Origin of the sequence: Natronorubrum daqingense, assembly GCF_001971705.1 — an archaeon.
Taxonomy (GTDB): Archaea; Halobacteriota; Halobacteria; order Halobacteriales; family Natrialbaceae; genus Natronorubrum; species Natronorubrum daqingense.
Genome location: NZ_CP019327.1, coordinates 1,757,129 through 1,778,623, shown reverse-complemented (window position 1 = coordinate 1,778,623; position 21,495 = coordinate 1,757,129). Strand labels below are relative to the sequence as shown.

Here is a 21,495-nt window from a genome sequence, read left to right as displayed (position 1 = left end):
CGCCTCTTGGAGAGAGTCGCTGTCGAGGAACTGGCTTCGCTGGCGACGAACAGACTCGGGGCGATGACCCGTTTTCCGACCGACCGAATGCTCGTCGGTGAAAATCGCTCGAGAATCGGTAGAAACGATAGTATTCGAGAGCAGGAGCGTCTCGTTCGTTAGAGCCAGCCCCAGCCACCGTCATCGTCGTCGACGTCCACACCGGCGGCCTCGGCGAGGTCAGCACCGACCGCCTCGTCTCCGAGGAAGCCCATGTGGCTGCCGACGCTGTCGGTCACGTCGACGTCCGTGTAGGTTTCTGCCGTGTCGTCCGGACAGCCCGACCCGTCAGTTCCGAGTGCAGCGCCGCCGATGCCGCCGTAGGCTGCGCCGACCGTCGAGTCGTCTTCGGAGTGATAGTTCCGCACGTCCGCAGCGTTGTCCGCGATGCCGTCGTACCAGTTGTCACCGAACAGCCCACCTTCGCCTTCACAGACCATGTCACCGTCCGCTGCTGCCCCGAGTGGGGCGACGGTTTCGACTTCGTACCCGTCGTCAATGTGATTGACCGTCTCGAGGACGACGCGGCCGCCGAGAGAGTGACCGACGAGGCGCACGTCACCGCCGCCGTCGTCGTAGAACTCCTCGAGCATTTCGGCGACCGTCTCGCCGACGTCTTCGGTTTCGTTCTCCGCGCCGATGAAGTTGATCGTAGTGGCGTCCCACTCGATGGCGACGTACTCGTCGGCTTCGTAGCCGACGTCTTCCATGGAGGACGCGACGTCTGCCGCCTGGCTCGCGACGGTCGTGTCGCCGAACCAGCCGTGGGCGAAGATGAAGACTTCCTCGCCGACGGGAATCGAGGGTGTCGAGCCGCTGCCGAAGACGCTCCCCCCGACGTCGAGCACCTCGATGTCGAACGTCGAAACAGCGGCTGCCGACCCTGACGACGCGGAGAGTCCAACTCCGGCTGCGAGTGCCGTTCCACTCGCTTTGAGCATCGTTCGTCGATCTGTCGTTCGTGTGTCATCCACTGATTCGTGCCGTGAGTCATTATTTGTCATGCGACGATAGAGCGAAGGGGCGTGTCAGCGTTAGTTATTATCACTCATATAGTGGTGTATTTATAGCAAACGTACACGGTATCTTTTCCGATGCGGAATGAATAACGCTGTGAACTCGTCGGGTAAGTATCTCAAACGGGACGTGTTGGTGATTGCCTCTGTTCTATGATATGCTCTCACTCGAGCGACTCGAGTCGACATGGCCGATATTGATCGCCAGTCCCGTCGGTCTGCTACCGACGGTGCACGACAGGTCGACAAAAAGCGTACGGTGACGCATCGGGGCCACTGACGTGGACCGGTACGAACGCAGGTTGTAACCGGTTGGGATGAGCCTGTGCTGACTCAGTCGAAGATGCCGCCGTTGTCGTCGACATCCACGCCGGCAGCCTCGGCGAGGTCGGACCCGACTTCGTCGTCACCCAAGAAGGCCATGTGGCTGCCGACGCTGTCGGTCACGTCGACGTCCGTGTACGTATCCGCTGTATCGTCTGGACAGCCCGACCCGTCAGTTCCGAGTGCAGCGCCGCCGATGCCGCCGTAGGCTGCGCCGACCGTCGAGTCGTCCTCGGAGTGATAGTTCCTGACATCAGCGGCGTTATCAGCGATCCCGTCGTACCACTCGCCGGAGCCGAGTCCACCACCACAGACCGTCTCTCCGTCAGCGGCCGCACCCAACGGTGCGACCGTCTCGACTTCGTAGCTGTCGTCGATGTGGTTGACCGTCTCGAGGACGACGCGGCCGCCCAACGAGTGACCAACCAAGCGCACGTCACCGCCACCGTCGTCGTAGAACTCCTCGAGCATTTCGGCGACCGTCTCGCCGACGTCTTCGGTTTCGTTCTCCGCGCCGATGAAGTTGATCGTGGTGGCGTCCCACTCGATGGCGACGTACTCGTCGGCTTCGTAGCCGACATCCGCCATCGAGGTTGCAACGTCGGAGGCCTGGCTCGCGACCGTCGTGTCGCCGAACCAGCCGTGGGCGAAGATGAAGACTTCCTCGCCGACGGGAATCGACGGCGTCGAGCCGCTGCCGAAGACGCTCCCACCGACGTCGAGCACCTCGATTTCGGTCGTCGAAACGGCACTCGCCGTACTCGAGGACGCTGCTACTCCAGTCATTCCAACGATTGCCGCGCCGGTTCCTCTGAGCATCGTCCGTCGGTTCGTCGCCGTCGATTCGTTCGTCGATCGTCCGTGTGGTGTATCTTTCTCTGACATCGCCAACTGAGTTCTCCAACGCTATCCGCATCATTATATTCCCTCACAATTGAATGTATTTAACTAATCAGTGTCTCGAATTTCGTCTCGGTCTCCGTTTGGGAAGTTCAGAATCGACACTCGCGTCAGCGAGCGGTTACGACAGTTCACCGTTCGACGCCAGCGAGTCGCACTCCGAGACGAACCTGTACTGTTAAATTACCTGAGTCGCAAGACCCGCCAATGCGTGACGAGGCAACGGCGTTCGTCCCGGGGCACATAACGGGCTTTTTCAGCGCTCATCCGGCGTCGGATCCAACGACTGCGGGCTCGAGAGGAGCCGGATTGACACTCACCGACGGCGTCGAGGTGACCGTCGAACCCGCAGCTGACGACACGTCGACGGTCGTTCTCGACGGTGAGACGATCACGGTCGAGCCCGTCGAAACCGTTCTCGAGACGCTCGAGGTTACGGCTCGCGTCGAAGCGGACTCGGAGATTCCACTCGGCTCAGGCTTTGGTGTCTCGGGCGCACTGGCACTCGGGACGGTCCTAGCTGCGAACCACGTCTTCGACCGACAGTTATCTCGAAACGAACTGGTAACGATCGCACACGGCGCGGAAGTACAGGCGGAGACTGGCCTGGGCGATGTCGTCGCGCAGGCCCACGGTGGCATTCCGATTCGGTTAGAGCCGGGGGGGCCGCTCGTCAACAAACTGGATGCCATTCCATCGCGAGCGCGCGTCGAGTACGTCACGTTTGGGGAACTCTCGACGGCTGAGGTGCTCTCGGCGGACACCGACCAGCTTTCGGCCGCTGGCAAACAGGCCCTCTCGAACGTCGTCGAGGAGCCGACGCTCCTGTCGTTCATGTACGCCTCGAGATCGTTCGCGCGCGAGGCGGAGTTGCTCACCGAGACGGTCGCTGGCGTGATTGGTGACGTCACCGACGCCGATGGACAGGCGTCGATGGCGATGCTCGGCGAATCCGTCTTCGCGCTCGGGACTGGCCTCTCCGATGCGGGCTACGAACCGAACGTCTGTGCGACGCATCCTGCGGGCGCATTCCTCAAGTAAACTGGCAGCCGAGATCGGGAACCACCACAGCTCTGGTTATTCACACTAACTGATTGTAACCCGACCCTCTCATGAGTGTCGACGAGTTCGATAATTGTGTATTCCTGCCTGTTTTTCCGCTTTCAGCCACCTAATTCTCTTCAGTCGGGCGGTAGACGTCTCAGAACGGCCTGTTTCTCGATCGAATGGATACTCTCAATGGCTGATTGAATCGACATAATTTATGTCAGTATTATTGGAATTGGCCAGAGCTTTATTATGGTGGGTTTCACTTATCAGTTCAAGTTTGTAAATGTCATCGACAAGTGGGGTCAATCAAAAGCTGTTTCGGCTGTACGAACACTACGTTGGCGAACCCGACTCGAGTACTGACGTGTACGGGTACTGGCTGTTCATTTTCGGCTACGTACTCGGTGGTGCGGGGCTCGTGGCGTTCATCATCAGCTACGGTGGGGCTGGTGATTCCTACACGCTCATTCGTGCGTCGGGAGTCACGGCGGCGACCGGACTGGCGTTTTGTCTGTTCGGCATCGTCCTCATGTTGCCGGTCAGGCGAATCGGGATTTACGTGAGTGCTATCGGGCTACTGGTCGCGTTGGCTGGCGTCGTCTTTTTCGGTTGGGCGTATCCCAACAATTGGCGGGAACTCGGAACGGACTACAGCGTCCAGGTTATTTCCGTTTATACGGCCGGTGTCGGTTTGATCGCAGGCGTCACCGCGCTCGTTCCGATCCTCACGGGGCGGAGGGGGATGTTCGTCGACGAAAAAGAGACCGACGACCCGGAGATTCTGACCGGTGATGCGATGGAAGGTGCACAGTTCGCCGTCTTCCGCGACGAAAACGGCGACTGGCAGTGGAACGTCCTTCACCTCGAGGCGCTCGCGACGAGCGACGAGAGTGCGGTGACGCGGCCAGACGCGACGGAGAGCATCGAACGCGTCCAGTCCCAGATTAGCTCCGCGGGACTGATGGAACTCACGACGTCCGCGTTTCGACTGTTCGAGGATCGCGAGGGTAACTGGCAGTGGACGCTCGCACGCGACGACGGGAGCGTCGTCGGCTCGAGCACCGGCGAGTTCGACGAGCGTGATGGCGCCGAAAACTCCGTCAGTTTCCTCAAAGACCGTGGCCCGGATGCCGACGTCATCGAAATCGAGGGAGCCGCGTTCACGTACGCCGAAGATCGAGATCAGTGGGTCTGGCAACTCGTCGACGACGACCGGACGCCACTGGCCTCGAGCGAGGATCGCTACGAATCCCAGGAACGCGCCGAGGAGGCCGCCCAGACGTTCGCCGAACGATTCGACCGCGCACGCGTGCTCGACATCGAACACGTCGGCGTCGAACTGCTCGAGAGCGAGGGGACGTGGACGTGGCGATTCGTCGACGACGCGGACGAGGTCGTCGCCAACGCCTCCGACAGCTTCGACACGCGCCGCGACGCCGAAGCGGCGTCCGAAGCGCTCTTGCCCGAACTCGATTCGGCGTCGGTCACCGTCGCCGGCGAAGCGACCTACGAACTGTACGAATCCGGCTCGACGTGGCGCTGGCGACTCGTCGACGAGAACGAACACGTCGTCGCCCGAAACCCGACCGATATTACCGAACGTTCACCAATCGAATCGAGTGCCGACGAGTTCAGCGCACAGGCCCTCGAGGCCGAGACGGTCGAAATCGACGCTGCGGAGTACGAGGTCTACCCCGCAGCGTCCACGACCGCGCCCGACGAACCGGGCGACGATCTTCCGGCGACCCTCGAGGAAGAACCGGCGGCCCAGACCGACGGCGGAACGACGCTCGAGTACGACGACGAGACCGGATCGGACTGGCACTGGCGGCTCGTGACGGACGGCCGCGAGATCGTCGCCGGAAGTACCGAACCGCATCCGAACGCGAACACGGCGGCCGATGCGATTCGCCGCGTTCGCGAGCAGGCCAGTGAGGCGGACCTCATCGAGTTCGAACACGCGGCGTTCCAGGTCTACGAAGCCGACTCCGGCGAGTGGCGCTGGCGGCTCATCGACGAAGACGGCAACGTCCTCGCAGACAGCGGCCAAGAGCACACCTCTCGAGGCGAAGCCGCAGAAGCGATGATGACGCTCAAAGAGCAGGCACCCGACGCCGAGTTACTGGAGATCGAGACCGCGGCGTTCGAACTGTTCGTCAACGAAGACGACGAGTGGGGCTGGCGGCTGATCGACGAAGCTGGCAAACTCGTCGCCGAGGATCCAGCAACGCACCCGACGCGGGGCGCTGCCCGACAGGCGATGAATCGCTTGCTCGAGCACCTCGAGTCCGACATTCGAACGATGGATCGAGCGATCTTTCAGACGTACGCCGAAGACGAGTGGCACTGGCGATTCGTCTTGCCGACGGGCGAAACCGTCGCTGAAGGAGGCGAAGCACATCCGACCCGAGACGAACTCGTCGACAGTCTCGGGGACGTTCGAGAGTCGGCCGCATCGGCACACCGCCACGCGGTCGGCGACGTCGCCGTACAGTTGTACGACAACGGCGGCTGGAGCTGGCGACTGCTCGATCGTGACCGCGAAGAAATCGCCGATTCGACCGTCACCTACGACTCTCGGGTGGCTGCGAAAGACGCTGCTGACCGTCTCAAATCCCATGCTGGCGATGCGCCGATCTTCACGATCGAAGACGCGGTAATTCGTCTGGACGGCAGCGAGGACTGGACGTGGGAACTCGTCGACACCGATCGCGACGTGAGCGCGAGTGCAGTCGACACTGCCTCGTCAAAAGACGGGGTCCTCTCTAACGTCGAAGACGTTCGACAACTCGCACCGAAAGCCGGTCGCGTCGACTTCGACGTCGCGTCGTTCGAACTCGTGGCCGACGACGAAGACCGCTGGCGCTGGCGGCTCATCGACGAGGACGGTCGAACGATCGCCACCGCCGCAGAGACACACGAGTCGAGCGAGGCTGCTCGAGGCGCACTCGAGGACGTCCGCCCGCTGATCGAGGAGGCGAGTATCCTCGAGATCGACAGCGTCTCCTTCGAACTGCACACGGCGGACGACGGCTGGGTCTGGCGGCTGGTCGACGAGTACGGCTCGACGATGGCCGAGAGCACCCAACACTACGAGAACCGAACGGACGCCCGCGAAGCAATGAACGACGTGAAATCGCACGCGCCAGAGGGCTGGATCACCTTTACCGAGTGAGCGAGCGGGCTCGATTCGCAACGGAGGTTTTCGAACGTCTCGGCTGTTTTGACGTGGTTTCCACCCGAGAGTCAAACGTGCTGTGAGCGACCGACACTGCCCCCGAGTCACGAGGCCCGAGTCGACGAATCCGTCTTCCAGGGCGGTCAGGACTTTTCACCCAGCAGGTGAATATTCGGTCGATGAAGTCGATGCGTGTCGAACTCGAGTACACGCCGGAGACGATTCCGCCGATCCACGAGGGGATCTGCGAATCGGACGCGCTCGATCGCGAACTCGTCGTCGGGGGACAGGCCGTCGACGGCGTCGAAACGATCACGTCGTTCGTATACGGCGAGCCAGCGGCGTACGAACCGCTCCTGTCGAATCTCGAGTCGGTGCTCGAGTACGATGTGACGCCGGCTACCGAGGGGTTCTTCCTGTACCTGCGACGGGAACTCGGGTCGGACGGGTTGTCGCTGCTGTCGTCACTCTCACAGGATACCGTCGTGGTCGTCCCACCGATCGAGATACGGTCGGATCGGACGATTCGACTGACGCTGGTCGGCCATCCGTCGGGTCTCGAGCAGCTGGTGAGCACGGTTCCGGATGGCATCCGCCTGGACGTTCGCTGGGTGAGCACCGACGTGACGGTGAGCGGGACATCGGTCTCTGATCGACAGCGGACGGCACTGCAGACTGCGTGGGACGTCGGCTTCTACGAGGTGCCACGCGAGGCTGGAATCGAAGTCGTCGCCGACGAACTCGAGTGTGCCGTTTCGACCGCCTCGGAACTCCTGCGCCGAGGCGAAGCACACGCTGTCGAGCGCGTGCTCGAAGACCGCCCGTGACGTGTCGGCGTTCGAGTCGGTTCAGCCGCCAGCCGACTGATTCCTCTTCTCACAGACAGTCGTGTACGTACAGCCCCCGTTGTAGGTGGCCACGATAGCACACTCGTCGAAGACCGTCGCGAACGCCTCGATGACGGATTCGTCCGGATTCCAGTTCGCGTACCACCGGAGAAAGCGGCGGATGACGGGGTTGAACACGCGTGTGGGTCCGTCAGGAACCGGCCGAACGTCGAAGACGACGAACCGACTGTCCGGTGTGAGCGCGCGGTAGATCGTCTCGGCCGTGTCGCGAATGTCTGCCATGACGCTCATGGAGAGCGTCGCGATAGCCCCGTCGAACGGCACGTCGAATTCGGCCCTCGCGGCGTCGGCCCGACGAACCTCGACGTTTTTCCATCCGTGTTCCTCGACGCGTTTGCGCGCCTTCACGACCATCTCCGGACTGTAGTCGACGGCCACGAGTTCGCCATCGGGCCCAATCTCGTTTCGCAGTCGTTCGAAATTGACGCCGGGGCCACAGCCGATATCGAGGACGCGGTCTCCCGGCTGTAACTCGAGGCGATCCATCGCGTCCTCGCGCATCGGTTCGAAGTCCCGCTCGCTCAGCGTGTACCAGTCGCTCCACCGATCCCAGACGGTCCGACTTCGCTCGAGGTGGGCTTCGTACTCGCGGTTGTCCACGACGGCGGATTCGGTCGTCTCCGTCGCCTTCCGTGTTCGACGGTCGGAGTCCATGGACGGACGTAGCGTGGACCAAGGGGAGTGCGTTTGCACGAAGCATATCGGGGTTTTATACGACGATCCCACACCCGCTTGCTCGAGAATCGATCGGGCCGTTTTTTATCGACGGTCTCCAGTGATCGATCGTGACCGACTACGACACCGTCTCCGCCGACGTCGAGCACGAAGAGGAGATTCCCGAGGACCATCCGAGATACCAGGACCTGCTCACGCGCCACCGAATCGAGCGCGGTGTCGAGAAGGGGATCACGCACCTCCAGGGGATGCACGCCGAAGGGCGAGGCAGCGCGTTCGATTACTTACTCGGCGAGGAGACCATTCCCAGTGCGGACGACGCGGAACGAGCGGCCGCGGCCCACCTCCTGTTGGCCGACGACCCGGTCCTCTCGATCAACGGCAACGTCGCCGCCTTGGTTCCCGGCGAGATGGTCGAGCTGGCTGACGCGACCGGAGCCGACCTCGAGGTCAACCTCTTCAATCGGACGCCGGAGCGAATCGGCGCGATCACGGCTCACCTCCGCGAACACGGTGCCGAGGACGTAAAGGGACTCGAGGCCGACGCTCGAATCCCGAATCTGGACCACCAGCGCGCGAAAGTCGACGAAGACGGAATCCACGCGGCAGACGTCGTGCTCGTTCCCCTCGAGGACGGCGACCGCGCGGAAGCGTTGAACGAGATGGACAAGACAGAAATCGTCATCGACCTCAACCCGCTCTCGCGTTCGCCACAGGTTGCAGACGTCCCGATCGTCGACAACATCATTCGCGCGGTTCCGAACATGACCGAGCACGCGAACGCGTTGACCGACGCCGAGGAGGCGGAACTTCGGACGGTCGTCGAGGAGTTCGACCGCGAGCGTGCGCTTGAGGACGCCGAGAGACGGATTCGAGACGGACTGTAACACCGCGTCAGGTCAGTACTGACGCTGTTAGAAGTATTCTACTCGGACTTATCGTGGACGCCGACGTTACCCGATTGGGTCGGTGTTACCGCAAGATAAACGGATCGTCTCCGTAATTTAGCTCCCATGACAGGCCACTCTGAAACGGATACTGAGACCGAGACAACGTTTTACAAGGCCCCGCCGACGACCGTCTCCCAGAATCAGGGCTCGTTTCGAACGTATTTCAATTTCCCCGGGCGGCTCCATCCGGACCACGACGACCACGGGTACGGCCCGCTCGCCACGGTCGTCGAATCGGTTCTGGATCCGGACACGCTGATCTCGATGCACCCGCATCGGAACGATGAAATCGTGTCGTGGGTGCCCGCCGGCGTGATGCGCCACAACGACCGACAGGGAAATCGACTCCTCACCGATCCCGAGCACCTGTTGGTGATGAACTCGGGGCGGGGCTTCTGGCACGAGGAGCGAACGCTCGACTCGGACCCGCCGCTTCGGATGCTACAGATTTTCGTCCGGCCCCACGGGCTCGACCTCGAGGCGCAAATCCAACACGGCCCGATGCCGGACTCCGATGTCGGCGAGTGGCGACACCTCTTCGGCCCGGATGGTGGCGACGCTCCGTTCTTCGTCCGAAACGAGGTCGACTTCTTCGACGTGCGTCTCGAGGCCGGCTCGACCGTCGACCTTCCTCGCGTCGACGGCGTCGACACTCGCGAACGGGATACGTACCTCTACGTCTTCGACGGCGCGCTCGAGGCCGGTGAGACCCGATTCGACGAGCGAGAACAGGGCCTGTTCGTCGGCGACGACGGGCTCACGCTCACCGCGACGGAGGACACGACGGCCGTCGCTTTCTCGATCGACCCAGACGCGGCAATTACGCGACAGGGAACGATCGGTCGATGATCGCTACTCGGCGAATCGTGTCCCGATCCCAACAGAGAGAGTCTGTCACATCCCGAGCGTCGTTCGCAAAGGCATAAATCCGTTCGTTGATACCACTCGAGTGATGGATGCCTACGACCTGATCACGCGAAACGCAGAGGAGGTCGTCACCGACGAGGAGGTCCGGGCCCTCGCGACGGATTCCGAGGGCAAGCGAGCCTACGTCGGCTACGAACCCTCAGGCGTGTTGCACCTGGGCCACCTCCTGACGGCCAACAAGCTCATCGACTTACAGGACGCCGGGATGGAGGTCGTCGTCTTGCTCGCGGACGTTCACGCCTACCTCAACGGGAAGGGATCGTTCGAGGAGATCCGCGACACGGCAGAGCAGATGAAAGCCCAGTTCGTCGCCTACGGCCTCGACGAGGAGAACACCGAGTTCGTCTACGGCTCCGAGTTCCAACTCGAGGACGACTACACGCTCGACCTCCACGAACTCGAGCTCTCGACGACGATGAACCGCGCCCAGCGCGCGATGGCCGAACTGCAGTCGGGAGAGACGGCGAAGGTCAGTCACCTGGTCTACCCGCTGATGCAGTGTCTGGACATCGAGTACCTCGATCTCGACCTCGCCGTCGGCGGTCTCGACCAGCGAAAGGTCCACATGCTCGCCCGCGAGGAACTGCCGGAACTGGGTTACGACGCGCCGCCGTGTCTCCACACGCCGATCATCGCGGACCTCACCAGCGGCGAGGGCAAGATGTCCTCGAGCGAAGGGATCACCATCTCGATGGAAGACTCGAGTGACGACCTCGCGGAGAAGGTTAATTCGGCCTTTTGTCCACCGACGCGCGACCCCGAGGGCGACCTCGAGAATCCCGTCCTCGAACTCTTCGAGTACCACGTCTTCCCGCGATTCGACGAGGTCGTCGTCGAACGACCCGAGAAGTACGGCGGGAACCTCACCTACGAGGACTACGAGACGCTCGCCGCCGACCTCGAGTCGGGCGAACTTCATCCCGCCGACGCGAAGGGGACGCTCGCAACCTCCCTCGACGAACTGATCGCGCCGGGCCGAGCGAAGCTTCGCGAACTTCGGGAGTAGTCCGCCTCGAACACGGTTCCGTCAGCGTGACTCCCCGTCGTTTCGAATGCCGGGTAACTCCGTTTCGGTCGACACGACGCTCTCGTCGTCGAATTCGACGTCGATGGCCATCGTGTGCTGATCTGGATGAATCCAACTCCAGCGGACGTCGACGGTTTCGGTCGTTTCGCTCGCGACGACGGTCTCGTTTTTCGGGGTGGTCTTTCGTTTTCCGTCGTCGAATCGCAAATCGATCTGCGTCACTCGACGGGGTTCGTCGCTCTTGTTTGCGACCGTGACGGTGAACTCGTCGACGCGGAACTTCGTTTCGCGTTCGGTCAGTTCCAGATTCACGTCGACGATATCCGTTCGCGTCTGTGCTTCGTTCGGTAGCGGCGTCCTGCGCGGACTCCGTGTTTCGCCTCCCTCACGATCAGTTTCGGTCGTTGGGGTGAATTTACTGAAACACCGAAAACAGCGGTAGTAGTTCTCTGAGGGCCGAAGCAACGCGCCACTCGTCCGTATCTTCGACACGAGCAACGTGCTCTCACAGTCTGGACAGGACGGGCGACCGAGCATGTCAGATACGAAACCTCAAACCCGTATCAGTATTTGGGATGCGGTCGGTCTCTCGCGGTCCGGAATGTTCTCGGCTTCTCGTCGGGAGATCCTGCCGATTCAAGTACGAGCGCGCCCCCGTCGAATGCATAGCAATGAACGAGACGCGACGCGCCATCCTCGAGTCCCTCGCCGATGGCCCCATATCGGGGCCGCAGCTGGCCGACTCGCTCGACATCTCGCGGGCCGCAGTCTGGAAGCAAGTCGACGCGCTTCGAGACGCCGGTTTCGAGATCGAAAGCGCACCCGGCGGATACGAACTCACCGACGTGGCTGCGTACAACGCCCCCGCCATCGAGTACGAACTCGAGGCACCCGTTTCCGTCGAGTATCACGACTCGATCGGCAGCACGAACGATCGCGCTCGAGAACTGGCGGCGACGGGGGCGACGGACGTGGCGGTCGTGGCGGACGAACAGGTCGGCGGGCGCGGTCGACTCGAGCGCGCGTGGTCGGCACCGTCGGGCGGCGTCTGGCTCAGCCTGCTCACGCGGCCGAAAATCACGCCCGCACGGGCGCCGCTGTACACGCTCGCGGCGTCGGTGGCGACGGCTCGAGCGGCCCGCGAGGCCGGCGTCGACGCGCGGATCAAGTGGCCGAACGACGTCGTCGTCCCCGTCGGCGAGGACGGCGAGTACCGAAAGCTCGCAGGCATTCTCACGGAGATGGAAGGCGAGATGGACCGCGTCGAGTGGATCGCCGTCGGCATCGGCGTCAACGCGAACATCGATGCCGCCGACCTCCCCGAAACGGCGACGACGATTCGCGAGGAAGCCGGCGACGTGGACCGACGACGGTTCGTTCAACGCCTACTCGAGGAGTTAGCGGAGTACCGAACCGACCTCGAGAGCGTGGTTCCAGCCTGGCGTGAGTTGGCGCTCACGCTCGGCCAGCGGGTGCGCGTGGAGCGGCCGTCGGGGGAACTCGTCGGCGACGCGGTGGATATCACCGACTCGGGTGCCCTCGTGGTGGAAACGGCAGACGGCAACGAAACGGTCGCTGCCGGCGACTGTGAGCATTTGCGTCCCGTCTGAGTAACCGCTTCGGAGACTCGAGAAAATCGACTTGTGTGCCGAAACACTCACTCGACGGCGAGCGACGGCTGTTCTGGTTGCTCGCCCGATTCGGTCGGATCGACTTGAACGGTCAGCACGGGAACGGGGGCGCGCCGGACGACTCGTTCCGTCACGCTGCCCAGCAGGAGTCGGTCGATGCCGCCACGGCCGTGGGTCCCCATCACCACGAGGTCACACCGGTCCGGCTGCGCCTGTTCGACGATGACGCGACTCGGGGAGCCCTCGAGCACCAGCGTTTCGACCTCGACACCGTCGGGAGCTAGCTCCTGGACTCGGCGGACGGCTGCTTCCCCTTCGTCGCGGAGGGCCCCGCTGACTCCCTCCAGTGCGGTCTCCATGGGCAGCCCCCCATAGCCCGCGACGCTGACGACGTAAATCGCCCGGACCGTCGCGTCGTGGACCTGTGCCAACTCGAACGCGTACTCGAGCGCGCGTTCGACTTCGGGCGATCCGTCAGTCGGAACGAGGATGCAGTCGTACATGCTATATGTGAACATATAGCTCCCGAGAGTATAATAACGTTGTTGTGGTGTCGAGAGACCCTCACTCGAGCGAATAGAACGGAATCTGCGTCAGAAATCGGGGGACGGAATCGATCTCACGGGTCGAGGAGAACCTCTCGAACGTCGTCGACGCCCGCTCGGCGGACCACGGCCCGGACGGGGTCGCGCGCACCCGCGAGATTGTGCGAGTCGCCGTCGAGAATTGTCAGCCGTGCGCGTCGGCCCGGTTCGATGAGTCCGCACTCGAGGCCGGCGATCTCGGCCCCGTTGATCGTCGCCATCCGAAGGATTTCGTCGGCCGGTAGCTCCGAGCACTTCGACAGAAACGCCATCTCACGGAACATCGACGGCGAGTTTAACATGACGTTGTCCGTCCCGAGTGCGAGCGTCGTTCGTTCGTTCAGCGCGGTGTACGGCGAGAGGCCGACGTCCGTGACGACGTTCGAGCGGGGACAGACGACGACCGGCACCGCTTGCTCTGCGATGCGCTCGAGGTGATCTCGCTCGGGATGGACCACGTGGACCAGAAACTCGGGCTCGAGATCGAGGGCCGGATCGATGTCGCTCGCGTCGACCTCGCCCGCGTGAATGCCGAAGGGCTTGTCGGCCGCTCGGGTTGCCGCTCGTTCGTCGCCGAACTCCGCGTCGTTCGCTCCGCTCGCGCCGAAGCCGTCGCCCGCGTGCATGGCGTCGATCGAGCCGCGAGCGAACGACAGTGCGTCGATCGGAAGGCCCTCTGCAGCCTGCTCGAGGTGGCGGACGCCCTCGATACCGCCCTCTCGGAAATCGAGACAGGCTGCCGTCCCCGAACGCTGCATGAACTGCAGGGACCGACGCATCGCGTCGATCAGTTCCTCCGGTGACGCCTGTCGGAGCAGTCGGTGTTTCAGTCCGTCCGGCGGCGCGACCAGTTCCTCGAGGGAGAGTCCGCCACCCGCCTCTTTCGCGATCGAGTCGCCGATGTGCGTGTGGGCGTTGACGAACGCCGGCAGGATAATGTCTGAACCCTCGACCGACGCCTCCTCGATGGCTTCGATGCGACCGTCGTCGTCGATTACGATTCGGCCCTCGATCGGCTCGAACTCGCGGCCCCGAAGAATCGTCCCCGTTCGTTCCATACTCGTCTCTTCCGTCGTCTGGGCCTTCAACGATTCGGGGTACGTTCGTCGGTCACCGATTCGGGGTACGCCCGCCGTCCCAGCCTGCGACGGCGACACACGCATGTCACTGTGGCGCATACCCGAACTAATGAACCAGATCGAGGTCTTCGAAGAGATCGACGCCCCGCCCGACGTCGTCTGGGACGTCCTCCTCGAGTTCGACAGCTACCCGGAGTGGAATCCGTTCGTGCGCGCGATCGACGGAACGCCGAGCGAGGGCGAGCGACTCCGCGTCCGGATCGAACCCCCCGGCGCTCGAGCGATGACGTTCACCCCGGAAGTCATCGCCGTCGAGGAGAACCGTCGTCTCGTCTGGCTCGGCCGACTGGTCGTCCCCTTCGCCTTCGACGGCTACCACGAGTTCCACCTCGAGCCGGTCGATCAGGGCGAGCGAACGCGGTTGTTACACCGCGAGACGTTCCGGGGCGCACTCGTTCCGGTGTTGTTAGACGCCGACGCGATCGAAGCCGGATTCGAGGCGATGAACGCCGCCGTCAAGGCGCGTGCGGAGGCGAGAGCCAGCACAACAGAATAATCTTCCCGGCGGGGAATCGGGTTCTCACAGCAGTTCCGAAAGCTCTCCCAGCCCCTCGATTTCGTACGTCGGAACGCGCTCGAGTTCGTACTCGCGCCGGTGTTTTCGCCGGATGAACGCCACGTCGACGCCCGCCGCATCGGCCGCGGCGATATCGACCCAGCTATCGCCGACGTAGAGGGCGTCGTCGGCCTCGAGATCCGCGAGCGCCCGCTCGAGGTAGTACGGCGTGGGCTTCTTGCGCTCGATTCCCTCGAGGCTCGGTTCGCGACCGTACCAGATTTCGAACGAGTCGAGGCCGTAGTGGTCGACGATGTTGCCGATGGTCTCGTGTTGGTTGTTGCTGACGATCCCCGTCGGCGTCTCGAGGTCCTCGAGGGCGTCGATATCGTCGTAGAGGCGCTTTCGCCCGGCTTCGATCTCCGCGAGCTGGGCGGCAATCGCCGCGTCTTCGCGGGCCGACCAGAGGGCTCGCGGGTCGACGTCGTGTGCAGCAGCGATGGTCTGGAGGGAGTCGACGCTGGGGCTCAACAGCGTCTCGCGGTGGTGATCCGGTGGCTCGCGCACGTCGACCGCGTCGAACGCCTCGTCCATCGCCTCGAGCAGTGCGCTGCGGTCCGTCGGTGTCGTCAGTACGCCGTCGTTGTCGAACACGACCGCGTCGTATGCCGTCGCCATCTGCGTGCGTCTCCCTACGACGCCGACGAAGTTCTGCCTTTCCCCACTGTCCGCAAGTCGAGACGGTCGAATCGAACCGAATCGAATGCTGACTCCGCCGTTCGGTCACCCCCGCCGTCCGCAGGTTCAAATACTGGCGGGCGGCCAGACCCCGTGATGGACCGTCCGAGCCAGGTCGGCGCTCGTTCACGGACCGACGCCGTGGACGTCTCGCGAACGCGGAGGGGAGTCGATGGGGCATAGAGCACTCGTCGCCTATCGGCGGCCGGACCAGCGATACGATATCAGGTACAGCCACTGGGGCGGCGAGCGGGTCGCGCTCGGCGAGCAGATCACGGCCGAGACGCCGCTGGCCGACGGCTCGATCGACCCCGAAATGGTCGGCCACGCAGTTTCCCGCACCCGTATTCTGAGCGCCTATCTCGACCCCTGTACGTACGAGCGACTGGTCCTCGTCGCACCGGGGGAAGACTACCGGACCACCACGTACCGAGTCTGCTGGCTCGAGTGGACCGTCAGCCACGGCGGGTGTCGCGGCGGGATCGTCGCCGTGGACACGCTCGCCGTCGACGAACGGGTCCGGATCTGGTTTCAGGCGACGAAAACGACGCTCGCGGATATCGTCGAGATGGGCGCGCTCTCTCGTCGCGCCGCACGGACGTACCTCGAGGCTCGAGTCTGTGAGGAAGAAGACGGGACAGCGTACACGTACGGCGAAGGAGGTGTCGACGGTGGAGAGTACGCCTCGCCGCCGGATCGACGACCCGAAGGAGAGGCCAGATTGTCGGACCGAGAAGACGTCCGCGATCGGTGGTAATTACTCGCTCTCGCTCCAGCGCGCGTCGGCCAAGGTTCGCTGGACGACGTCGTTCCCGACGGCTTCCGCGAGGGTCTCGAACCCGGCGCGTTCACCCCTCCCGTCCGCGTTCGCGACCAATCGCGAGACGATGAACTCCGGCGTCGAACGGCCGACGGTGTCGAATCGCGGCTGGTAGTCGACTTCCAACTCGAGGTCCGGGTTCAACCCCTCCGCGAAGATGCCGTCCACGCGGGCCGTCGGCGGCAGCGGTTCGAGGTCGTCCGCGAGGTGCGTGACGAAGACGCCGAGTGCGTCCCGGTCGACCGACAGCGTGACGAGGCCGTGGAGCAACTCGGCCGCGCTGCCGGGTTCGGTAATCGCCTCGAACTCGTCGACCAACATCAGCGTCCTCCCCTCCGTCGCGAGCGGCGGCACGATCGACTTCAGGGTCGCCTCGAGCACGCCGGCGTTGAAACTCGCGTGTCTGCGGTGGAACACAAGCGAGTCGACGGGCGTCACCTCTGCGCGTTCGGCGGGGACGGGTAACCCCATCGTCGCCAGCAAGACGACCTGACACAGCGTCTCGAGCAGGGTCGTCTTCCCGCCGCTGTTGGCTCCCGTGAGGACGGTGACGCGTTCCTCGCCTGGAACGGCGTTGACGTCTGCCGACACCTCGGTCACGGCGTGTTCGCCGAGCGCGTAGGTGACGGACTGGACCGACTCGTCGTCGTTCGCAGCGATGGTCAGGTTCTGGGCCTGGACGACGGACACCGCGCCGTCTCCTTCGACGAACGCCGGACGGGTGCAGTCGTACGCGAGTGCGAACCGAGCCAACGAGAGGTGCAAGGCGATCTCGTCGACCGCGCCAACAGCCTGGTCGGTCGCGTCACTGGTCTCCTCGAGCGTTTCCTCGAGATCGCTCGCGACCGTCGCTTCTCGTTCGTCGATCGCACTCGTAAGATCGCTTCGAAGCGTTCGGAGGGTGCTCCCGACGAAATCCGTCGCGTCCGTCGCGTCGGCGGGCATCGCGTCGTGAACCTGCTCGAGCGTCACACCAGTCTCGCTCAGGAGGTGATCCTCGAAGGACTCGCGGAACTGCCCGACGTCGCGCACGCCGTCCGAACGGAGTTCCTCGATCAGTTCGAGGGCGTTCGCGTCCATATCTTCGATCGTCCCCAGTGCATCGCGGAGTCGATCGAGTTCGTCGTCGACGTCCGATTGCACCCGCCGCCGGTCGCCGTCGAACGCCGCGAGCGCGTCGGCAGCGTCCTCGAGTCGCTCTCGCTCGAGTTCGGCGATAGTCGCGAACGGCCCGGAGTCGACCCCTGCCTCGAGCAAGGCTAATGCCGTCTCGACGGCTGCGCGTTCGCTCTCGTTTCGCTCGTCGTAGCGTTCGTAGGCGTCGAGAACGGCGTCGCGGTCCTCGTCGGCGAGTGTCCCCCAGGCGTTCCGGGCCGCGAGCACGTCGTCCAGTCGGTCGTCCATGGCCTCCTGGGAGGTGAGCGGCGTCAGCACGCGGATTCGGTCGGCCGCTCGTCGCGTGACGGCATGTTCGACGGCAAGGTCGAGTACTTCCTTGTACGCGGAGCGAGCATCGCGCGTCGCTAACATCTCCATTCCGTCGCCGCCTGTCGCCCGACGCAGAATGCGCGTCGCCCGACCGCGAGCGAGTCCCGCATCCGAGAGCGCACGCACGTCACCGCCCTCGATGGCCTGCATCGCTCGCTCGGCACCCAACTCCTCGAATAGTGTCTCCCGGGTCTTCGGCCCGACTCCCCAGTACTCCTCGAGTCGCATGTGTGGTGCACTCGCGGCAACTGTCTTGAAACTGTGTTATCACTCGGCCAGAAGCGTTGCTGTACAGACGTGCGTTCTCGCCTGAAAGGCGAGATCCGTACGTCGAGTGGCAGTCCGTTGGCGATTCTATTCAAGAACGTGTATAATGGCCTGGGGTGGGGGACTATCGGAAGGCACAAACACGGGGATTTTTATCGACTGGATCGCCTACACTCATCCATGACTGATGGGCGGGGCGAAACTCCCCGGCGAACAGGAATGACCGAAAAGTGCGGCGTCGTCGGCGTCTCACTCGACGGTCGAGACGCGGCACGACCGTTGTACTACGGGCTCTACGCACTCCAGCACCGCGGCCAGGAGTCCGCCGGAATCGTCACACACGACGGCTTCCAGCAACACAGCCACGTCGACATGGGGCTGGTGGGCGAGGTGTTCGACGAGGACGACCTCGACGTTCTCAACGGCGCGACCGGAATCGGCCACGTTCGGTATCCAACGGCCGGCTCGGTCGACTCCTCGTGTGCCCAGCCCTTCTCCGTCTCGTTCAAGAGCGGCTCCCTCGGGCTCTCACACAACGGCAACCTCGTCAACGCCGACGAGATTCGCGACGAACTCGCCGCCGTCGGCCACGCCTTTACGAGCGACGGCGACACCGAAGTGATCGCCCACGACCTCGCGCGAAACTTACTCGAGGAGGACCTCGTGCGCGCCGTCAAACGGACGATGGGTCGTATCCACGGCTCTTACGCCCTCGCGATCAGCCACGACGATACGATCCTCGGCGTGCGCGACCCGCAGGGGAATCGCCCGCTGTGTATCGGCGAACTCGAGGACGGCTACATGCTCGCCTCCGAGTCGGCCGCGATCGATACGCTGGACGGCGACCTCGTTCGCGACGTGCAACCCGGCGAACTCGTCGTCTTGCGAGAAGACGGCGACGGCTTCGACTCCTACCAACTCGTCGACAACGAGAACACAGCTCACTGCTTTTTCGAACACGTCTACTTCGCGCGCCCGGACAGCGTCATCGACGAGACGCTGGTCTACGAGGCGCGCCGAAACCTCGGCCGCAAGCTCTGGGAGGAAAGCGGCGTCGAGAGCGACGTCGTGATGCCCGTCCCCGACTCCGGACGGGCGTTCGCCTCGGGGTACGCCGACGCCGCGAGCGAGACGACGGCTGACGGCGACCTGCGCGAGGAAAGCGATGACGGCGTCGAGTTCGCAGAAGGGCTGATGAAAAACCGCTACGTCGGACGGACGTTCATCATGCCGACCCAGAGCGAACGCGAGCGCGCCGTCCGCCTCAAACTCAACCCGATCAAATCGACCATCGAAGGCAAGACCGTCACCGTCATCGACGACAGTATCGTCCGCGGGACCACCTCGACACAACTTGTGCAACTGCTCAAAGACTGCGGGGCCGAGGAAGTTCACGTCCGAATCGGCGCGCCCGAAATCGTCGCCCCCTGTTACATGGGGATCAACATGGCCACCCGCGAGGAACTCATCGCCTCGGACAAATCGGCGGCGGAGATCCGCGACACCATCAACGCGGACAGTCTCGCGTACCTCTCGACCGACGCCGTCGCGAACGTCCTCGGCAACGACCGAATCGATCTCTGTCTGGGCTGTGTGACCGGGGAGTACCCCTACGACATCGACGGCGAGGCGACCGACCGAGACGTCACGCGGCCCGAACTCGAGGGCCAAACGATGCACGCGGACGACTGACCTCGGTCGTTACCAGACGCCGGGAACGAGTCGGTACGGCGTCCGGTTCGTGTACGCGGCGTAGCGCTCACCGAGCGTCTCGCGCAGGGCTCGTTCTTCGACGCGAATTCGATAACCGTAGCCCGCGATTCCGGCGACGAGGGCGACGGCGATGCTCAGCCAGTTTCCGACGGTGATCCCGACGCCGACCAGCGAGAGCAACGCCCCCGTGTACGAGGGGTGGCGGACCCACCGATACGGACCGGAATCGACCACCTCGTCCGCCGCGTCGACGGTCACCTCGAGGTCGAACCCGTCCCCGAGCGTGCGAACGGCGTACTGTCTGAGGACGACGCCGAGCAGGATCGTCCCTACCCCGAGCCAGAAGGCAACGGTCGGCGCGGGAACGCTGAGGCCGGGGGTAACCTGCGAGAGCACGACGGCCGCGAGGACGCCTCCAACGACGGCCGCGCCGATCGCGTACTTCGAACCACGGTCTCTCGAGTCGTCGGCCGTCCCGCGGTGAGCGAAGGCGATGGACCAGTCCGAAACGATCCAGACACCGATGGCGGCGAGGAGGGCGACCGTTGACAGCAGTTCCGAACCGATTTCGGGGAGCATACGACACGATTCTCCGCGACCCGCATAAGTGTTGCATACCTGACTCGACGAGCGGGGCGTCGTCATCGACGGCGAACGCGACCGGCCGACGGGACGGACCAACGGTCGCTACCCGCCGATGACGGAGCCGCCGTTTACGTGCAGCGTCTGGCCGCTCACGTACGAAGAGTCCTCACAGGCGAGGTAGACGTACGCTGGCCCGAGTTCGCTGGGTTGACCCGGTCGGCCCATCGGGACGTCCTCGCCGAACGATTCGACCATTTCGGGGTCGTACTGGCCGATCGTCGCGGGGATCAACGGCGTCCAGATCGGCCCGGGTGCGACCTGGTTGACGCGAATCCCCTCGGGGGCAAGCTGCTGGGACAGCGAGCGCGTGAACGCGACGATCGCGCCCTTCGTCGTCGAGTAATCCACGAGCGTGTCGTGACCGCGGAACGCGTTAATCGAAGTCGTGTTGACGATCGTATCCCCGTCCTCGAGGTGAGGGAGGGCCGCCTTGGTCAGGTAGAAGTAGCCGTGGATGTTCGTCGCGAACGTCTCCTCCCACTGCTCGTCGGAGATGTCCGTCAGGTCGGTCTTCACGACCTGGGCCGCCGCATTGTTGACGACGACGTTGAGGTCCCCGAACTCGTCGACGACCTCCTCGACGGCCGCCTGACAGAACGCGCTGTCGCGGACGTCGCCTGCGAGGGTCAGACTCGCTTGGCCCTCGTCTTCGACCATCTCGGCCGTCGTCTCCGCGTCCTCCTCTTCGTCGAGGTACATCACGGCGACGTCGGCACCCTCTCGAGCGAAGTGGACCGCGGCGGCCCGGCCAATGCCGCTGTCTCCACCGGTGACGACCGCAACCTTTCCCTCGAGTTTCCCGCTGCCCTCGTAGTCGTCGCGGATGAACTCGGCGGGCGGTTCCATCTCGCTCTCGAGGCCGGGCTGTCGGTTCTGTTCTTGTGGCTCGATCTCCGCGGCCGTTTCGCGCGGGTGCTGGCGCGTCATCGACGGTGGTACGCGACGGCACCCGTTGGGCGTGTCCGTTGCACTCGAATGGA

Annotated in this window: 20 protein-coding genes; 10 read left to right on the top strand and 10 right to left on the bottom strand. The window is 63.7% G+C overall.

The annotated features are described in order from the left end of the window. Positions 1–158 precede the first annotated feature (158 nt). Positions 159–1,043: a lipase/acyltransferase domain-containing protein gene (locus BB347_RS08730; protein WP_076580612.1), complete on the bottom strand. Its 885-nt coding sequence runs from the start codon at positions 1,041–1,043 to the stop codon at positions 159–161. 345 nt (positions 1,044–1,388) lie between these two features. Then, positions 1,389–2,264: a lipase/acyltransferase domain-containing protein gene (locus tag BB347_RS08725; protein WP_076580610.1), complete on the bottom strand. Its 876-nt coding sequence runs from the start codon at positions 2,262–2,264 to the stop codon at positions 1,389–1,391. A 222-nt stretch (positions 2,265–2,486) separates the two neighbouring features. Here BB347_RS08725 and BB347_RS08720 point away from each other — a divergent pair, with 222 nt between their 5' ends. The 3 genes from BB347_RS08720 to BB347_RS08710 all read left to right on the top strand — a co-directional run bounded on the left by BB347_RS08720 (position 2,487) and on the right by BB347_RS08710 (position 7,334). After that, a complete protein-coding gene (locus BB347_RS08720; protein ID WP_076580608.1) occupies positions 2,487–3,320 on the top strand; it encodes a pantoate kinase in 834 nt (277 codons plus the stop codon). A 292-nt stretch (positions 3,321–3,612) separates the two neighbouring features. Further along, positions 3,613–6,504, top strand: a complete 2,892-nt coding sequence (locus BB347_RS08715) for a YegP family protein (protein ID WP_076580606.1) — start codon at positions 3,613–3,615, stop codon at positions 6,502–6,504. Positions 6,505–6,686: 182 nt separating this feature from the next. After that, a complete protein-coding gene (locus BB347_RS08710; protein WP_076580604.1) occupies positions 6,687–7,334 on the top strand; it encodes a helix-turn-helix domain-containing protein in 648 nt (215 codons plus the stop codon). A 21-nt stretch (positions 7,335–7,355) separates the two neighbouring features. Here BB347_RS08710 and BB347_RS08705 read toward each other — a convergent pair whose 3' ends face one another. Beyond that, positions 7,356–8,069: a class I SAM-dependent methyltransferase gene (locus tag BB347_RS08705; RefSeq protein WP_076580603.1), complete on the bottom strand. Its 714-nt coding sequence runs from the start codon at positions 8,067–8,069 to the stop codon at positions 7,356–7,358. A gap of 131 nt (positions 8,070–8,200) precedes the next feature. On the opposite strand from BB347_RS08705, the gene BB347_RS08700 reads away from it, so the two are divergent. From BB347_RS08700 to BB347_RS08690, 3 genes are all read left to right on the top strand, one after another. Then, complete coding sequence (locus BB347_RS08700; protein WP_076580601.1) at positions 8,201–8,977, top strand: 4-phosphopantoate--beta-alanine ligase; 777 nt, start codon at positions 8,201–8,203, stop codon at positions 8,975–8,977. A gap of 126 nt (positions 8,978–9,103) precedes the next feature. After that, a complete protein-coding gene (locus BB347_RS08695) occupies positions 9,104–9,889 on the top strand; it encodes a pirin family protein (RefSeq protein WP_076580599.1) in 786 nt (261 codons plus the stop codon). Positions 9,890–9,992: 103 nt separating this feature from the next. Beyond that, positions 9,993–10,973: a tyrosine--tRNA ligase gene (locus BB347_RS08690; protein ID WP_076580597.1), complete on the top strand. Its 981-nt coding sequence runs from the start codon at positions 9,993–9,995 to the stop codon at positions 10,971–10,973. Positions 10,974–10,994: 21 nt separating this feature from the next. On the opposite strand, the gene BB347_RS08685 is transcribed toward BB347_RS08690, so the two are convergent. After that, positions 10,995–11,531: a hypothetical protein gene (locus BB347_RS08685; RefSeq protein ID WP_076580595.1), complete on the bottom strand. Its 537-nt coding sequence runs from the start codon at positions 11,529–11,531 to the stop codon at positions 10,995–10,997. Between the two features lie 134 nt (positions 11,532–11,665). Between BB347_RS08685 and BB347_RS08680 the strand changes: the two genes are divergently transcribed. Next, positions 11,666–12,604: a biotin--[acetyl-CoA-carboxylase] ligase gene (locus BB347_RS08680; RefSeq protein WP_076580593.1), complete on the top strand. Its 939-nt coding sequence runs from the start codon at positions 11,666–11,668 to the stop codon at positions 12,602–12,604. Positions 12,605–12,651: 47 nt separating this feature from the next. Here the strand turns inward: BB347_RS08680 and BB347_RS08675 are convergent, their stop codons facing one another. Continuing rightward, positions 12,652–13,128, bottom strand: a complete 477-nt coding sequence (locus BB347_RS08675; RefSeq protein ID WP_076580591.1) for a universal stress protein — start codon at positions 13,126–13,128, stop codon at positions 12,652–12,654. Between the two features lie 116 nt (positions 13,129–13,244). Then, complete coding sequence (locus BB347_RS08670; protein WP_076581681.1) at positions 13,245–14,267, bottom strand: amidohydrolase family protein; 1,023 nt, start codon at positions 14,265–14,267, stop codon at positions 13,245–13,247. A gap of 130 nt (positions 14,268–14,397) precedes the next feature. On the opposite strand from BB347_RS08670, the gene BB347_RS08665 reads away from it, so the two are divergent. Continuing rightward, positions 14,398–14,844, top strand: coding sequence for an SRPBCC domain-containing protein (locus BB347_RS08665; RefSeq protein WP_076580589.1), 447 nt, complete (start codon positions 14,398–14,400; stop codon positions 14,842–14,844). Between the two features lie 24 nt (positions 14,845–14,868). On the opposite strand, the gene BB347_RS08660 is transcribed toward BB347_RS08665, so the two are convergent. Next, positions 14,869–15,522, bottom strand: coding sequence for an HAD family hydrolase (locus BB347_RS08660; RefSeq protein WP_076580586.1), 654 nt, complete (start codon positions 15,520–15,522; stop codon positions 14,869–14,871). 232 nt (positions 15,523–15,754) lie between these two features. Here BB347_RS08660 and BB347_RS08655 point away from each other — a divergent pair, with 232 nt between their 5' ends. Beyond that, the gene (locus BB347_RS08655; protein ID WP_076580583.1) at positions 15,755–16,339 is read left to right on the top strand and encodes a DUF6735 family protein; all 585 of its coding nucleotides are present in this window, start codon (positions 15,755–15,757) and stop codon (positions 16,337–16,339) included. On the opposite strand, the gene BB347_RS08650 is transcribed toward BB347_RS08655, so the two are convergent. Then, positions 16,340–18,118, bottom strand: a complete 1,779-nt coding sequence (locus BB347_RS08650; protein WP_076580580.1) for a MutS-related protein — start codon at positions 18,116–18,118, stop codon at positions 16,340–16,342. 258 nt (positions 18,119–18,376) lie between these two features. On the opposite strand from BB347_RS08650, the gene purF reads away from it, so the two are divergent. Continuing rightward, positions 18,377–19,849, top strand: coding sequence for an amidophosphoribosyltransferase (purF, locus tag BB347_RS08645; protein ID WP_076580578.1), 1,473 nt, complete (start codon positions 18,377–18,379; stop codon positions 19,847–19,849). A 9-nt stretch (positions 19,850–19,858) separates the two neighbouring features. Here purF and BB347_RS08640 read toward each other — a convergent pair whose 3' ends face one another. Next, positions 19,859–20,449 (bottom strand): methyltransferase family protein, encoded by a 591-nt coding sequence (locus BB347_RS08640; RefSeq protein ID WP_076580575.1) that lies wholly within the window; start codon positions 20,447–20,449, stop codon positions 19,859–19,861. Between the two features lie 108 nt (positions 20,450–20,557). Continuing rightward, the gene (locus BB347_RS08635; RefSeq protein ID WP_076580573.1) at positions 20,558–21,442 is read right to left on the bottom strand and encodes an SDR family oxidoreductase; all 885 of its coding nucleotides are present in this window, start codon (positions 21,440–21,442) and stop codon (positions 20,558–20,560) included. Between the last annotated feature and the right edge of the window lie 53 nt (positions 21,443–21,495).